A 16,054-nucleotide genomic window follows, 5' to 3' on the forward strand; every position below is an offset into this window, starting at 1 on the left:
AAATAGACAATAAAAACTTGACGTTTTGGTCATGTTTTTATATAAATATAGACATAGTTTAGATGCTTACTTGTAAAACGAGAAGCAACTAAATCATTACTTGATAAAAATCTAAATCAATTGAAGGCCAAACGATCATGATGGATTATTCTTCGAGTCGAATTTTGACATCGATGCATCCTAGTATTCGCCATCTCAATATTCGCAATGTAGCTAAAATTGTAGCCTCAAAAATTATTTGTAATACGCAATTACAGTTGCAATATAATCCTGACTTTTGTCGGCAACTGGGCGTATCAACTTATCTCAACACGCACATAGGATTAGCTTATTTCATTGATGATCGCTATTTTGACCATTATGGTTTACAACCAGAAAGCTTAATAAATTTTTCAGATGTCTATGCTCAATTGTTGCATGACTTTTATGAGTTTTCAGGTTATCAGCCAGATCAGCTAAGCTGTCATTAAAAAGTAAACATGTATTCTTTTCCGAATTGGTTTGATACTCTCTCCACCCATTGCTCTATTTTATCAGCTGTCATGACTTGAAAGTCTCGCCAATAATATTTCATCTGCTTCCATACCATCTCGATTCGATTTAACTCAGGGCTATAAGCTGGAATAAAATACAAATTCGTCGAAAAGTTACTTTTAAGTAGCTCTCTGTAATCAGCCATCTTTTTACTTCTATGAATCGAGGCATTATCAACAATAAGAACCAATGGAAGGTTATAAGTCTGTTTTACTTGTTGAGCTATTCCAGTTAAATAGGCATAAAACCAAGTGCTTGTAACTGACTCTTGTAAACAACTTGTCACCAGTTTCCCCGTTGAAAGCAAACACCCCATGACATTAACTCGTTTTAATCTTATTGCATCAACCGCATGAACATCACCTATCTTTGTCCATGCATAGCGGTTATCAGGTGTAGATGAAAACCCTGTTTCATCAACATAACCTAATATAATTTCACCACGTGCCGCTTGCTCTCGTAATTTTTCAATCTGCTGTGTTGCTTGTTCAAATGCAATCGGATCTCTTTTTTTTCAAGCTATGACGGGTACGCTTGAAGACCATACCTGAATCACGTAAAAACTTACGAATGGTTTCAACAGACACGGACACTTCGTATTCTTCATGTAGTTTGACTCGGATTTGTTCTGCATTGAGTGGACTTGTATTGACCCAATCTAGGATTTTCGCCTGATAGTCTGAGATCAATGTATTGGGCCGACCTGAGCGATGACCTTCTTTAATCGATTCAAACTCATACAATTCCCAACGTCGGCGTTGTATCCTTATGGTTTCTGGGATACGTTCTTGTAGAGTGGCAACTTCCGCAACACTTTTACCTTCAGAAAGCCAGAGAATAGTTTGGGCACGTTGTCTTTCACGCCAATGTTTTGCATGCTTGGCCAGAAAAATGAGTCGTTCTCGCTGTTCTAAACTAAGTGGTACAGAAACAATTCGAGGCATGTGTGAACATCTGTTAACTAAAAAAACTTTTTCGCATGATTAGGGTGTGTTGACACTTTTAGCTTAAAAAAATAGCGAAGTAGTAAAATCAAATCGCCGAACCCAATTTTACTATTCGCTATGCCTCGTACCATGCTGACAGATCAACACTGGCAAAAGTTGAAAGTTATTCTGCGTAATTTATCCATTCACCACAACTCAAATTTACGCAATTTTATTGAAGCTATTCTCTATAGAATTAGAACAGGCTGTCCGTGGCGAGATATTCCTTGTTGTTTTGGTCATTCAAACTCTATTTTCAAACGTTTTAATCGTTGGTCAAGCAGCGGTAAGTTACTTAGATTATTCAAATTACTAGCCTCATGCCCCGATATGGAGTGGATTTTTATTGATGGCTCTCATGTACGTGCTCATCAACATTCTGCTGGCATAGCGAATCAATCTATTTCTAAAAGTGTAGGAGGAAACTCCTCAAAAATACATTTGATTGTTGATGCACATGGCAATCCTATTGATTTCATGATTACCGATGGAACCACACATGATGTTAAAGTTGCACCTGATTTAATATCAACATTAGATTTAAAAGAGACAAAAGTGGTATGTGCAGATAAAGGCTATGATTCAGAACCACTGCGTGAACAGATCAGGAAAACAGGGACTAAAGCGAATATACCAAAGAAAACAAATAGCCAATCGAACAATGACCATATGGACTGGTATTTATATAAAATCAGGCATTTAGTTGAAAATATGTTTTGTAGATTAAAGCAATTTAGAGGAATAGCTACTCGATATGACAAGCTCAAAAGAAATTATCAAAGTTCTGTTGCTTTAGCCTGTATATTTTTATGGCTACCTTTATAGGGTTAATTATGAACAGTAAATGTCAACAGACCCTAGTTACACTTATCCAAATAGTACGACGGTGGCATTGAATACTGAAACGACATATGACTGGAATGCAGAAGAAGCCACAGTTCCTGTCAACTTGACTGTGACCAAAGTGATTCGCCTAAATGGTCAGGCCATTAGTGTGGGCGGTGGTGCTCGATATTGGGTTGATGATACTGACGGCAGCCCGAAAGGTTGGGGGGCACGTTTGGTCGCATCCTTTGTTTTCCCGAAATAATCAATTGAGTCTGTATTGATTAGAGTGACATTCAATGGATTTAAACTATATGCTTGAATTCGTTGGGTACTTTTTATTTAACGAAGTAGCAAAACCAGAAGTCATACAATATGGCTTCGACTTTTGTCTCTTAACTCGGTTGGAGGAACGCCAAACCAGCTTTTAAAGTTGCGACTGAAAATAGATAATTCTGCATAGCCCAACTGTAGAGCAATATCTGTCAAATTCACATTGCCTGCATCAAGCATACGAAGCGCTTCTTTTTTTCGGACATTTTCGAGTATATCTCGATAGGTTGTTCCTTGCATTTTTAAAGCGCGCTGAAGCTTTTTCGGATGCATTCCCATACAGAGTGCGATATTTTCAATGCTGCAGTCTCCTGTCGCCATCAGCATGCGGACTGAACTCTCTATCAGTGCGGTATTGTCTTCAGTTTTGGTGCTGCTTTGTGTTTCAAGCTGCTGTACGATTAGTTGATTAATGGCATCTTCATTAAAATTATAGGGTTTATAGCTTAAAAAGCTTGCGGGAAAATAAAGCGCATCCTCATCGGTTTCAAATTCCACTGGACAGGAAAAATGTGCTTGGAAAGTTTGAGCTCCTTTTTGTGGTGCTTTTTGCTTGAAGCAAATTTTTTCTGCATGCCACTGTGGGCCAATCAAATCTTTTAAAATATTCGCGACAAGGCAAATGGCCAGTTGTGATTTTTGTGGTACATCGGTGTTGTATTCACTTAAACGCACAAAGTTCAGCTTACAGAACAGAGCATTATGTTGCGAGACGTGAAAGACAACGCCTTCAGCATGTAAATAGACATACTTTTGCGCCACGCTTAAGGCTTCAAGTATGCTCGTTTGTCGGGACATATAGACGCCAATCAAACCGATTGTGCTAATATTTTGGAGTGCGCCGAGTTTTAAACCGAAGCAGTCATCCTGACAGGCTAAGGCCGCTTTTTCCAATAAATTTAAATAATGATCATAATGAATAAATGAATCTGGATCGCGGAGTAAAGCAGGTAAAATCCCGATCTCTTTCAAGATTCCTATAGGGTTTATGCCATAACTACGGACTAAGTCTTCAAAACCGCCGAGGCTGGCTGCACGAATATAACTTCCCATTACAACATTCCGTGTTGTCCTAAAAGATCAATTTAGTGTCCTAAAAAGTCAAGCATAATTCAAGTCATTTGTTAAAGTAGGATAAGAGATTATCTCAACCAACATAGAAAAGAAGTATTGAATCACCATTTTTAGCCGTGAAAGGAAAAGCATATGCAACTTACGGTTCAGTCTCATATCGAGCAAACAGTGATAGAACAGACATTGCACGATTGTTTTCAATTACAGCGCAAAAGCTTTCATCAGCAAGGCATTGAAACGATTGAACAACGCAAGCAACATTTACTGAATTTAAAAGCATTGATTAACAATCACCGTGAAGCAATTATTGACGCCTTGAATCGTGATTATGGAAATCGTTCACGCCATGAAACCTTATTAGCAGAAATTATAACTGTCACGGATGACATAAACGGCAGCATCAAACACTTGAAACACTGGACCAAAGTACAAAAACGACATGTCGATCATAGCCTGTATTTTGGTGCAAAAAACCGTGTGATTCCGCAGCCGCTGGGGGTGATTGGAATTATTGTGCCGTGGAATTTCCCCATCAATTTGATGTTCTCGCAATTATCTGCTGTGTTTGCTGCGGGAAATACCGCTATGGTTAAAATGTCTGAAAATTCAAGACATTTGGCTGAATTACTGATTGAGTTAAGTCCCAAATACTTTAAAGCGGAAAAATTACAGATTTTCGATGAGACTGGTGAAGTAGGCATCGCATTTTCAAAATTGCCGTTTGACCACCTGATGTTTACTGGCTCTGGTGCGACAGGGCGTAAAGTCATGGCTGCTGCAGCACAGAACTTGACGCCAGTGACTTTGGAGTTGGGTGGTAAATCTCCTGCGGTGATTGATCCTGAATACCCTATTGAGAAAGCTGTAGAACGCATTATGTTTGTGAAACAGTTTAATGCGGGGCAAATTTGTACCAATGTCGATTATTTATTTGTACATGAGTCGAAGTTACAAGCTTTTATTCAAGCCGCGGCAGCGTGGGTTCAGGAACATGTGCCTGATATTCATAGCAAAGATTATACTTCTGTGATTGATGAGCGTGCATTTCAGCGCTTAGTGCATAGCTTGGCAGATGCTGAAGCCAAAGGGGCCAGTTTGATTAATTTAAATCAGCAAGAACCAGATGCTGCGACACGAAAATTTCCACTGACTTTGGTATTGAACAGTAATGATGAGATGGAAATTGATACGCGTGAAACCTTTGGTCCGATCTTGATGGTCAAAACCTACCAAAAGCCTGAAGAGGTAGTAGACTATATTGTGCAGCGTGATCGTCCATTGGCTTTTTATCCATTTAGTAATAACAAAAGTTTAATCGATTTTTATATCAGCAGAGTTATGTCGGGCGGGGTTTCGGTCAATGATGCCTTATTTCATGTCGGGCAGCATGACTTACCCTTTGGTGGAGTCGGTGCCAGCGGGATGGGGCACTATCATGGTTATGAAGGCTTTTTGACTTTTTCTAAAATGCGCCCTGTATTTTATCAGGCGGGTTTTTCGAGTTTGAAGTTTCTCGCGCCACCGTATGGAAAATTTGCCAATTGGCTGTTGAATTTATTGATTCGCATGAAGTCATAAGCGCTTAAATTTTAAAACCTCAACATCACTTTTCACTTCAAGATGGATATTTTGAAGTGAAGGAATTAGTGTATTTAAAAACAGAAAAATAAAACTATTAAAGGAGTTAATAGTATGAATAATAAAGATTTTGATTATGATCAAATCGTGATTGGCTCAGGCTTTGGTGGATCGGTCAGTGCTTTACGCCTCAGTGAAAAAGGCTATAAAGTCCTGATTTTGGAGAAAGGCTTACGCCGTGAAGACAAGGATTTTCCAACCACCAATTTAGACACAAAAAACTATTTGTGGCGACCTGAACTGGGATTCAGAGGTACGATGCAATTTACTTTCACCAGTAAAACCACCATTTTGCATGGGGTGGGCGTTGGTGGGGGCTCACAAATTTATGCCAATGTACATTTAATTCCACCTGATGCAGTTTTTGAGTCGGAGGCATGGACCAAGATTCGTAAAGACTGGAAAGACACCTTAAAGCCGTTTTATGGTCTCGCTCAACGTATGTTGGGTACAGCGAATAATACTTATACCAATATTGCAGACGACACGTTAAAAGAAGTTGCGAGTGAAATTGGATATGCAAATTCATTTAAAACGGTGAATACGGGGGTCTTCTTTTCGCAAGTAGCTGGTCAAGAAGGACAATTAGCGAAAGATCCGTATTTCAATGGAGATGGACCAGATCGTAACTCCTGTATTTATTGTGGCAGTTGTATGTTGGGCTGTCGTAATAATGCCAAAAACACCCTCATGAAGAATTACCTGTATTTTGCTGAACGTAATGGGGTAGAAATTCGTCCAAGTTCTGAAGTCCTCAAAATTATGCCATTGAGTGAGGATGGTGGTGAAGGCTATGAAATCATTATCAAAGAAACTTTAGGTAAGAATGTTCGTCAATATAGTTTGCGCAGTCGTGGGGTAGTGTTATCTGCAGGGGTGATGGGTACGGTACCGATGTTGTTAAAAATGCGGGATCAGTATAAGACTTTACCCAATATTTCTTCATTGCTGGGACAGGAAGTTCGGACGAACTCGGAAACTCTGACCACAGTGAACAACACAGATAAAAAACTGGATGATGGGGTAGCAATCAGCTCTTTTATTTCGGTCGATGCAGATACCAATATTGAGGTCACACGGTTCCCTGAAGGTGCGGATGCTTCATGGATTTATATTCCATACGTGCCGATGGTGACCGGTCAGGGCTTTATGCGCTTTATGAAGTTTGTGTTCAATACACTGTTACATCCCTTAAAAACCTTTAAAGTACTGCGTTATAAGGGTAAAGCCAAAGACTCTATCATTTTATTGGTGATGCAAAAGTCTGAAGCATTCATTCATTTTGAATGGCGTAGAAAGTGGTATCGACTGTTCAAAAATAGTATCACTGCTGTGCAAAAAGAAGGGGACACGCCACTCACCGTTTCATTCCCTGCGGCTGAAGAAGCCACTAAAATGATTGCACAAAAGTTAGGTGGAGAACCTGGTTCTGCACTTACTGAAATTCTACTGGGAACGCCAACGACAGCACATATTATGAGTGGTGTCGCGATGGGCAATGACAAGTCGAATGGCGTTGTGGACTTCACTGGTCAAGTCTTTGGTTATCAAAATTTACGCGTATTAGATGGTTCGATTGTACCTGGGAATTTAGGTGTGAATCCCTCACTAACCATTACCGCACTGTCTGAATTTGCGATGAGTCAAATCCCAGTGTTCTCCGCAGAGCGGGCAGCAAAGATTCAGCGTATTGAATTTAGTCAGCCTTTGGAGGGACAGGTGTCTGACTTGAAGGGTACTGGTGATTTAGCCAGTGCATTAAGCAATGCTTAAAAAAGTGGATATGGTTTGGGCTGGTGATGGTGATGGTGTCTAATACGGCAAATTAGACAGCCCAAGCAATACAATCTTGAGATCATTATCCCTCTAACGCTGTATGACAGCGTTAGAGGGCGTTGCTGATTTTATGGGCTATAATTCAGAAATTCCTAAGCTAAGAAGAGAGCGAAAAGCTGTCTTACCTTTTTTACCGATCAATGAGTAATTGGGGGGCATTATTGAGTCTATTCATAAACCCAAAAGCCATGGTTTATTTTTTCTTGTTATAAAATATGACTAGGGTCTGTTGACATTTACTGTTCATAATTAACCCTATAAAGGTAGCCATAAAAATATACAGGCTAAAGCAACAGAACTTTGATAATTTCTTTTGAGCTTGTCATATCGAGTAGCTATTCCTCTAAATTGCTTTAATCTACAAAACATATTTTCAACTAAATGCCTGATTTTATATAAATACCAGTCCATATGGTCATTGTTAGATTGGCTATTCGTTTTCTTTGGTATATTCGCTTTAGTCCCTGTTTTCCTGATCTGTTCACGCAGTGGTTCTGAATCATAGCCTTTATCTGCGCATACCACTTTTGTCTCTTTTAAATCTAATGTTGATATTAAATCAGGTGCAACTTTAACATCATGTGTGGTCCCATCGGTAATTATGAAATCAATAGGATTGCCATGTGCATCAACAATCAAATGTATTTTTGAGGAGTTTCCTCCTACACTTTTAGAAATAGATTGATTCGCTATGCCGGCAGAATGTTGATGAGCACGTACATGAGAGCCATCAATAAAAATCCACTCCATATCGGGGCATGAGGCTAGCAATTTGAATAATCTAAGTAACTTACCGCTGCTTGACCAACGATTAAAACGTTTGAAAATAGAGTTTGAATGACCAAAACAAGAAGGAATATCTCGCCACGGACAGCCTGTTCTAATTCTATAGAGAATAGCTTCAATAAAATTGCGTAAATTTGAGTTGTGGTGAATGGATAAATTACGCAGAATAACTTTCAACTTTTGCCAGTGTTGATCTGTCAGCATGGTACGAGGCATAGCGAATAGTAAAATTGGGTTTGGCGATTTGATTTTACTACTTCGCTATTTTTTTAAGCTAAAAGTGTCAACACACCCTAGTTATTTTTGTCAACTTATGATCTAGGTTGCGACGGCGTACATAGGATCAGTAAAACCAACATGCAATAGCGTAAGACGGTTAGTGCCTTTCCATTGTTTTGGGATACTAGCTCAAGCTTAAAAGCATTACTTAAACTGCTGTTCATTCGGTAAGGTATTGATTTAATCTGCAGTTTTTCAGTAAGCTTATCTTGTGAGATTTTAAGGGGTAGAGCGATCTGCCAATATTTTGCTGGAAATAAAGAATAAATACCTGTCAAAAATCGATTTGCTAGTCTTACTTCAGCACTGTTAAAGATTAATCCCGCGTGTGAAATGTTAGCCTTCATTTCAAAAATTGCTAGTGCATTTAATATATGGATATCATTATAACTATGCTGGTTGAGCTGTTTAAAAAAATATTCTAAGACTATTTTTTCTTCCATTGTTTCAATATGTGGAAGTATGCGTTGTGATTTATCAGCATCAATAATGAAGCGAGGCCGGTTCTTGCGATTTTTGAGTTCTTTGAGCCTAAGTATATTTTGTTGCCAGAGCATGAGTGTTTCAATTGGAAAGTTATACTTTTGAGAAAGAAGCTCAGGTGTATAAGATTGATCTAATGCTTTGAGTATTTTTGAAATCATTAAATACGAATACCCAGATTGACTAGTGCCATAAATGTAACGATGTTCAGTGAGTGGATGAGCATCTATTTTTTGCGGAAGTAAACTTGATTGCTGTACTGCGTCCAATAAAACTGCATGGGTTGCTTGAATCATTTGATTATCGTAACTACTGAGATAGCTTTCCTTAACATGTTTCAACGGTGTTATTGGTGTTAGGCAGATTTTTTGAATAACTGCAGAGCTAATCATTGGGTCAAATTGACGCAATTGATAGCCGGCCATTAAATAAGATAGGTGTATATAGCTGCGAAAAGTTTCTGTGGGTTCGATATGACCGAGCAAGTGAGCAAGTAGATACCAACAATCTTGTGGTGTTTTCGAGCGTAATAACCCATTTCGGATCAAGTGGTAATGATCGTTTGAATAGTCCGTGAAGGCAGCTACAAACTCGTAGTTCATATTCAAGATCATAGCGAGGTTATTTGCTGCTGAGTGCCGTAAAGAATGAAATGAATATCTGTGTTCTGGCAGAATTACATGGAGAATGCGTTGAAAAGGAAAGGTTACCAAGTTGGGTTTTAGTCGATCAATGCTATTCCACAGCGTGAATAGATATTGATTTGGTGTATAAGCCATACGGCGTGTTTTACAGTATCTCTGAAACTTAAGATGCTCTTCTTCGCTAAGTAGAATTTGGACGTTTAGATTACGTTCAGCACTATCTGTTTTCAGTAAATGTTGTTGTTTCTTCGAACGATATGGACGTATCCAAATGGAACTAGCTTGAACGCCTTCAACGTCCTTGATTCGCAAGCCGAGAATTTCATTAATGCGCATCCCTGTGCGAAAAGCTATCGTATATACGATACTTAACATTTCTAAATCATGTACCGTATAACGTGGGTTTTGATAGTGTGCAAGCTGAACGAGTAGATGTTTGAAGGTTTTTCCTGAGATGATTTCAGCTTTTGGTGAGCTGAAATCTTGCCCTTCGGTCTGCATTGGAAATGATTCAGCATTGAATAGCATTTGTTGAAATTGATGGAATCGTTTTAAAAGTGCGAATTTTTGTGATTTAGATTTACCGACGCCGTTTAACATGCGGTTGTAGATCACGTCTAGATGGTCGTTGAGATTGGATTCTTCTATAAAGTCAGTGCTATGTAGTAACCATGTCTCTGCTAACTTGGTGTAATAGCTATAAATTGAGGAATGACGAATTTTTTGTTGTTGAGCGATATAGCGCAAGTACTTGTTTTGATCGAGCTGATAAAGCTCTGTGATTTGCTTAATATCTTCTGTAGTCGGACGAAATAAGCTAAATAGCCAAAGCCCAAGCCGTTTGGCATTTTCTGGAAGATTGGCATGTTGGCTATGCAGAAGGTTACATAGATCTGAGGTGGTCTTATGAGTATTTTTGAAGAACGTCAAAATTTGTTTATGCAAAGCAGTGAGTGCCTCAAGCGGATCCTCAGTGTGTAATTTTTCCTCTTTTGCTTTGTCGTTGATATTTTGGGGCTGTGGTTCTTCAGTTTGATAGGAGTGGTCAAGTGTTAGCTGAGGTGAGAGATAGCGTTTAAAAGCACTTGGACTTAAGCCACAGGTTTCTATTTCTTCAGTTAAACACAGTGCAAGCGCAGGGCTTAAATTGACCTTGTCTAGTTGCATAAATGAATGACTTGAGGCTTGTAAAAGCTGATTAAATTTATTCTGGTTAAAAGAAAGCTCTAAGGCATTAAAAATGTAACGGATATAAGTATAGCAATCGTATTGAATATCTATTGATTGTGTTTTAAATCGAGTAATCCAGAGCTGTGTTAGCCGGTCTGGTACAAAATTTCGAGATTTCCTCAAGGTTTGTTTAGGATCATATAAATCACCATATTGCGGCGATTGAGGTTCTAGAAAGATCAGGGGTATTTGTATTTTTTGAAGTTGATAAATCGGGCCTTGTTCTTTTAAATGTTCTAACAATGCTTCTAGGCTGGAAAGATTAGAGATTCCGCCATACAGGATTGCGCAGATTAGGATATTTCCTATACTTTCATCCGCTGTAAAACCATCTGCCGTGTACCAATATCTTAAAAGCTTTTCTTTGATTTGTACTATGAATTTTGAATCATCTAGCCACGATTCATTGAATAGTAATGGTGTGCGTTGAATAGAAACTAGGTGGTGAGTTGGTAAAGGTACGTCTGTTTGAAGATTTCGATTGTATTGAATAATTTGTTTGCGGAAATGCTGATAAAATCTGCTTCTTAGAGAAAAGCTAAATTTATGTTGATCTAGATGCTGAGTTACTTGGTTAAAGAGGGATGGTATTCCTTCTGATTGTTGTGCTTGCTGTAATTGTTCGAACGATAGAAATTCATCGATGATTGCTTGAATTTGTAAGCGCTCTTTTATGTGCTTTTGATCTCTATTCTTTGTACGGCGTTCATGTGCATAGTGTTTTTCTTTAAGCATGTTCATACATTCCATCAATTTTAAAAGTGTGTTGCATGTCGTTAAGATGAGCAGCGAGGGTTTTATATTGTTGAAGAGACAGACTTGAGAATTTTTGCCCGATTTCCTGTTGATTCTGCTCATGTCCAAACGCAGCTAAAATTAAATTTTCATCTGCTTTTGAGGTAAGGTAAGCTCGAGTCGTATGTCTAAGCCAATTTGCATGCTCGAGTTGCATGAAGTGGGTAAATTGGCTTACAAGGTGAGGGGTGAGGGCTTGCCATTGTCCATGTTGGTAAACACTGAGAAGAGGTTTTTTACTGCTTAAAATTTCTTGAATGTGCGGTTGATGCTCTGGACACAGTTGTTGGAATTCATTTAAGTAGGTAATGAATTGGTGGATTTCCTTCACTACAAAATCACAGAGGGGAATTAAGCGACCATCATTCGTTCTGGTATGTATTTCTTTATCTGAAACCCAAAGCCATTGAAGCTTTAAATCAAAATTTCTTAAAAAACCAGGGAATTCACTTACAGGTCGAGCCGCACTGAAAAATAATAATATATGCCAAAGCCAGACATTATAGTGATTGAACATTTCAAGTATTTGTCCATGGTGTTGAGCTTGAATGATCTGATGTTGTAAGTAAGCAAATATTGCCGTCACTGTCGCTGGCTTGGGAGCTTTACAGCTACCAAATCTTAGTTGCTCATCATCTGCAAAAATATGAAGCTTTGCGGCCAAGTCGTGTGATAGTTGTTGCACAGTTGCTTGATAATTTTGATGTAATTTATACACAGGGTATGAGCAATATGAAATAGAAACGGATCGATTTGCATCAATGCCTGTGAGTATGTCAGCCAATTGCTGGCTCTTGGTTTGTTGGTAAATACAGTGATGTAGTAAAACACTTATTTTTTTAGTTGATAAAGATGGAATAAACAGTTCTTCACGGCATTTTTTTAATGCCTGGTTGACTTGGTCTTGGCTCACTATTGGAGATTGCTTTAGACCAAGTATAAGTTCCTTAATTAAGGGTAAGTCGAAATGGGTAACCTGATTAAGCAATTGGTCTTTGTATTCAAAAGCAGGGTCCTCAAACAGCGTGAATTTGGAACGTAGAAAATATTGATCGTTTTCTAAAATGAGTTGTTGTCGTTTATTTAGGGCACGGCGCTGATTTGTTTGTAGATTAAGCCATTGTTCAATAGGTACCCCAGTGAGAAAGCTCAGTAGGATAAAAAGATATGCTTTGTTTTTAGTTATGTTGTTTAAATAGTGCTCATGACAATGCTTTACAAGTAAACTCAGGCTGTTGAAGTCAGGGTAATGCTTGCTACACGTAAAATCATGCTGCTGTCTAATAATGTGTTGTTGTGTGAGTTGGCTAATTTTATGTTGTAGAAAACTGGATTGAGTGGCTAAAGGTGATACTTGTGCTGTATTAAGTGAGTATTGCTGTTTGGGCTGCTCGTCCTGTAATTGTTCGAAGAAGAGTGCAGGATGTTCTTTCTGAGGTATATCCTGTGGGCAGCATAAAATTGCGCCGTGCTCATCTAGATAATGTGGTTCATCTATGTGTTTGGGTGGTGCTGAATAATTTTTTTTGGGTTTGAGTGCTAATACATAATCATAAAATCGCCGTATATCAAGTAGTAGTAAATACTGAAAGCGATTGAGCTGATGATTAGCTTCTAAAAGGCGTAAATATTTGACGAGGTCAGCTAATGGTGTTTTAACGCTAGGAAGTTGTTGCCATAGCCATAAGTACTCTTGCTGATACTTATTGAGTTGATTTCCTAGTTGTAATGCAGCATAAGCTTCATTTGCTAACCTAAATCGATCAAGTACTTTAATAATCGTGGTTTGATGGTCTTTTTTACCTGCATTTGGAATAGATTTAAGAATGCAGGCAGCATGTAAATTGTGGACTGCCCATTGCTGTATAACTGAATGCTGTGAGTGCTGTTGTACTGAATAAATATAGGCACAAATAGGATGTGCTGAAACAGAAGGTGGAGCAGGTAAAAAAAGTGTCCGTTGATCCTGATGATTCGGCTCTGCTTTGATGTCGAGTGTTAATAATTGCTTTAATTCAGGGATAAGGGGTATGCCGTCTAAGTATTGCTCAAGCATTTCAGCATAGTCATCATGTATGAATTCTTTCTCTAAAAGACGCTGAATTAATGGCCTAGTTTGCATGTTGAGCCCTCCAAAATAGTTCTGGGTTAGGCTCAAGATGTTTGAGCGCTGCGCACTTTTGCGTAAGTTGCTGGATTTTGTCGGTGTAACTAGAGTGGATTTGTTTTTGTTGATACAAGAGCTGATTACGACTACAGCCGATGAGTTTTGCGAGCAAATCAAGCGATAACTCACAGCGTGGTTTTTCAGAGTGAAGTGCATTTAGGTCATAAATCGCATGCTTAGAAAGTGAAGCATTGAATGTATGTAGTACGCTATTTGGATTAATACATTTAATATCAATTTTAAGCTCAGTGATTAATTTGAATAAGCGTGTACTGAGTTGATATTTGAGCAGAGGTAGGTCAATGTCGGTTTGCACAATATAGCGTGCATTGATGGATAAACTTTGTGTTTTGGAAGTATATAGAAGCAGGAAGTTATCCAAGACGAAGAACTCATTCTCTGAAATTTTTGAGGGATAAAGTAACTTGATATCAGGCTGATAAATTGAAGGCAATTTTGCTGCCTTTAAGATTTGTGCATAGCAATTGTAAATTTTACTTAAAGGTGGGTATGGGGTAAGGGTGACCTGATGTGAGTCAAACTTAGCTTTAGCGTATTTCTTCTGATTTGAGTGTTTAGATGCCATGTTTATGCTCCTTATTTTAGTAATGTAAATAAAGACATGGCTAAAAAATCAATTTCAAAAAAAAGATCAAGAAAATGGTTATAAATGTGGATGGTTTTTGATGAATTTCAGATTTTGAAAATAATATGCTTAGTGCAGAGCTAGATATATTTTTGTGTAAGTTGTTGATTATTAGTTATTGAATGTGGCTGGTTTTACTAAGTTTTGTATTTTCTACACCGCAGCGACCTATCCAGTCAGATAAAGTTGATCTAGAAAGTTCGATTCCCGCCCGCTGATAGATCAGACGTTGACGGTACAGCGGCAAATGATCGGCATATTTCGATACCAAAACATGGCTGAGCAATTCAGGTGAAGCAATGCCTTTATCAATCACATAGGCGGGCATCGCTTGCTGAGTCAGGGTGTCACACTGATCACAGACCCATTTACCACGCACATGCTGTTCCTTATAGAACTGTGCCGGTCTGAAATGCAGTTTTTCACTGACATCTTCGCCGATACGACGGAGTTGGCAGCCACAAGCACATTGGGTTGATGCAGGTTCATGCTCAATACGGATGGTGTGTAGATGATCTGGCAGTGGTCGACGTTTAGGTTTATTGGTTTTGGCTTTCTGTGTCACTGCATCGGTTTTATCTGCATTTAGCCGTTCCAGTTCTAGATCAACCGCGGCAATATCTTCTTCAACCGCTTCATCCCACAGGTGGATTTGTTTTGCAGTGAGATGTTCGTTTTTACTGCCGAATTTGTGCTGTTTAAATAGTGCGAGTTCATGCTCGTATTTTTGATTGAGAATGGAAAGATGTTGAACTTTAGAATCTAATTGCTGATTGGTGACTTCAAGATGTTGAACTCTGGCATCTAATTGCTGGTTTGATTGTGCTAGAGACTGATGCTGCAGCGCCAACTGCCGGGTAAATTCCAGCAGTTGTTCATGGGTCAGTTGGCTTAAGTCAGGCAGCGTATTCATGACCGCAGTATGCCTGAGGTCATGACGCAGAGGAAATAGAACGTTTGGAGAATAGCAGAATAGCCGAGCCTGGTTTAGAGCATATTCACCACTTGCTGCAATCCAATTCTCTGCCAGGGCAAACCTTGGATTAATGCCTGTAACTGTTCCGGGTTGAGGGCCACGGTTTCACCTTGGTGAACTTGAGCCCAGTGGAATTTTCCCTGTTCCAGCCGCCTGGCACACAGCCAGATGCCCAGTCCATCATGTACCAGCACTTTCATACGATGGCCACGTTTATTACAGAACAGGTAGGCGCAATGCGGTTTGATTGAGCCAAAGGCTTTCATAATCTGCGCCATGACCGTATCCATCCCTGCTCGCATATCCAGAGGTTGGGTGGAGAGCCAGATTTCATCAATGCGGATCATGTTGCAAGTACCTTGAGTAATTCTGCTAAAGCAGATATTTTCGATACTTGCCATTTCAAGCCAATTTTTGCTTTTGAGTGGGGTAAAGTAATTTGAACTTTTAACATGTCAGTAGGAGTAGGATCTAATGGTGCAGAGCAAGATAAGGCAATAAATGCAGGTTTATTCGGTAGTGGTGAGCGATCACTCCCTGGCTTAGCATCAATTAAGCGAATCCATTTGGATACAAGATTTGTATTCAATCCATGTTGCAAAGCGACTGAAGCAATTGAAACGTCCGGTGCTTTACAAGCCTGAACGATCTGCTGTTTAAATTCAGCACTGTATGTTCTTCGTTTTTTCGCAAGAGATGCGATGGATGTCTGATTATTTGTAGTCATAAATTTAAGTCCCCACTTGTTTCTAAGTGGGGACTAAATTAAGGCTTATAGGATGAATTCAGAAGGTGTGTTCAGCGGACGCTTACGAATTTTCT

General features: G+C 39.1%; 14 protein-coding genes and 1 pseudogene. 5 read left to right on the top strand and 10 right to left on the bottom strand.

Annotated elements, in window-relative coordinates; translation table 11 throughout:
• Positions 1-137: 137 nt before the first annotated feature.
• On the top strand, positions 138-470 hold the full coding sequence (locus C3Y93_RS01055; RefSeq protein WP_081378479.1) for a hypothetical protein: 333 nt from the start codon (positions 138-140) through the stop codon (positions 468-470).
• Here the strand turns inward: C3Y93_RS01055 and C3Y93_RS01060 are convergent.
• Positions 467-1,033, bottom strand: a complete 567-nt coding sequence (locus tag C3Y93_RS01060; RefSeq protein WP_121533679.1) for an IS630 family transposase — start codon at positions 1,031-1,033, stop codon at positions 467-469. The genes C3Y93_RS01055 and C3Y93_RS01060 overlap by 4 nt on opposite strands.
• Positions 1,023-1,478, bottom strand: coding sequence for a helix-turn-helix domain-containing protein (locus tag C3Y93_RS01065; protein ID WP_075696606.1), 456 nt, complete (start codon positions 1,476-1,478; stop codon positions 1,023-1,025). The genes C3Y93_RS01060 and C3Y93_RS01065 overlap by 11 nt, the downstream gene beginning before the upstream one ends.
• A 120-nt stretch (positions 1,479-1,598) precedes the next feature.
• Here C3Y93_RS01065 and C3Y93_RS01070 point away from each other — a divergent pair, with 120 nt between their 5' ends.
• Both C3Y93_RS01070 and C3Y93_RS01075 read left to right on the top strand, forming a co-directional pair.
• Complete coding sequence (locus C3Y93_RS01070; RefSeq protein WP_004645384.1) at positions 1,599-2,345, top strand: IS5-like element ISAba31 family transposase; 747 nt, start codon at positions 1,599-1,601, stop codon at positions 2,343-2,345.
• 19 nt (positions 2,346-2,364) lie between these two features.
• Positions 2,365-2,610 carry a hypothetical protein gene (locus C3Y93_RS01075; protein WP_052690212.1) on the top strand — a complete coding sequence of 82 codons (246 nt, stop codon included), beginning with the start codon at positions 2,365-2,367 and terminating at the stop codon, positions 2,608-2,610.
• A gap of 101 nt (positions 2,611-2,711) precedes the next feature.
• Here the strand turns inward: C3Y93_RS01075 and C3Y93_RS01080 are convergent, their stop codons facing one another.
• Entirely contained in the window at positions 2,712-3,731 is a 1,020-nt protein-coding gene (locus C3Y93_RS01080; RefSeq protein WP_045796736.1) for an AraC family transcriptional regulator, read from the bottom strand.
• A 153-nt stretch (positions 3,732-3,884) separates the two neighbouring features.
• On the opposite strand from C3Y93_RS01080, the gene C3Y93_RS01085 reads away from it, so the two are divergent.
• Positions 3,885-5,330 carry a coniferyl aldehyde dehydrogenase gene (locus tag C3Y93_RS01085; RefSeq protein ID WP_045796737.1) on the top strand — a complete coding sequence of 482 codons (1,446 nt, stop codon included), beginning with the start codon at positions 3,885-3,887 and terminating at the stop codon, positions 5,328-5,330.
• 114 nt (positions 5,331-5,444) lie between these two features.
• A complete protein-coding gene (locus tag C3Y93_RS01090; RefSeq protein ID WP_045796738.1) occupies positions 5,445-7,163 on the top strand; it encodes a GMC oxidoreductase in 1,719 nt (572 codons plus the stop codon).
• Between the two features lie 318 nt (positions 7,164-7,481).
• Here C3Y93_RS01090 and C3Y93_RS01095 read toward each other — a convergent pair whose 3' ends face one another.
• The 7 genes and pseudogenes from C3Y93_RS01095 to tnpA form a co-directional block, all read right to left on the bottom strand.
• Positions 7,482-8,228 (bottom strand): IS5-like element ISAba31 family transposase, encoded by a 747-nt coding sequence (locus C3Y93_RS01095; RefSeq protein WP_087662167.1) that lies wholly within the window; start codon positions 8,226-8,228, stop codon positions 7,482-7,484.
• 95 nt (positions 8,229-8,323) lie between these two features.
• Positions 8,324-11,383 (bottom strand): tyrosine-type recombinase/integrase, encoded by a 3,060-nt coding sequence (locus C3Y93_RS01100; protein ID WP_075696605.1) that lies wholly within the window; start codon positions 11,381-11,383, stop codon positions 8,324-8,326.
• Complete coding sequence (locus C3Y93_RS01105) at positions 11,376-13,565, bottom strand: hypothetical protein (RefSeq protein ID WP_075696604.1); 2,190 nt, start codon at positions 13,563-13,565, stop codon at positions 11,376-11,378. The genes C3Y93_RS01100 and C3Y93_RS01105 overlap by 8 nt, the downstream gene beginning before the upstream one ends.
• A complete protein-coding gene (locus tag C3Y93_RS01110) occupies positions 13,555-14,196 on the bottom strand; it encodes a hypothetical protein (protein WP_075696603.1) in 642 nt (213 codons plus the stop codon). Before C3Y93_RS01110 ends, C3Y93_RS01105 begins: the two co-directional genes overlap by 11 nt.
• A gap of 211 nt (positions 14,197-14,407) precedes the next feature.
• Positions 14,408-15,169: pseudogene (locus tag C3Y93_RS01115) on the bottom strand (IS66 family transposase); the annotation flags it as partial.
• Positions 15,170-15,243: 74 nt separating this feature from the next.
• Positions 15,244-15,579: an IS66 family insertion sequence element accessory protein TnpB gene (tnpB, locus tag C3Y93_RS01120; protein WP_046880033.1), complete on the bottom strand. Its 336-nt coding sequence runs from the start codon at positions 15,577-15,579 to the stop codon at positions 15,244-15,246.
• Positions 15,576-15,959: an IS66-like element accessory protein TnpA gene (gene tnpA / locus C3Y93_RS01125; RefSeq protein WP_104851828.1), complete on the bottom strand. Its 384-nt coding sequence runs from the start codon at positions 15,957-15,959 to the stop codon at positions 15,576-15,578. Before tnpA ends, tnpB begins: the two co-directional genes overlap by 4 nt.
• Positions 15,960-16,054 lie beyond the last annotated feature (95 nt).

This window comes from Acinetobacter sp. SWBY1, assembly GCF_002946595.1.
Taxonomy (GTDB): Bacteria; Pseudomonadota; Gammaproteobacteria; order Pseudomonadales; family Moraxellaceae; genus Acinetobacter; species Acinetobacter towneri.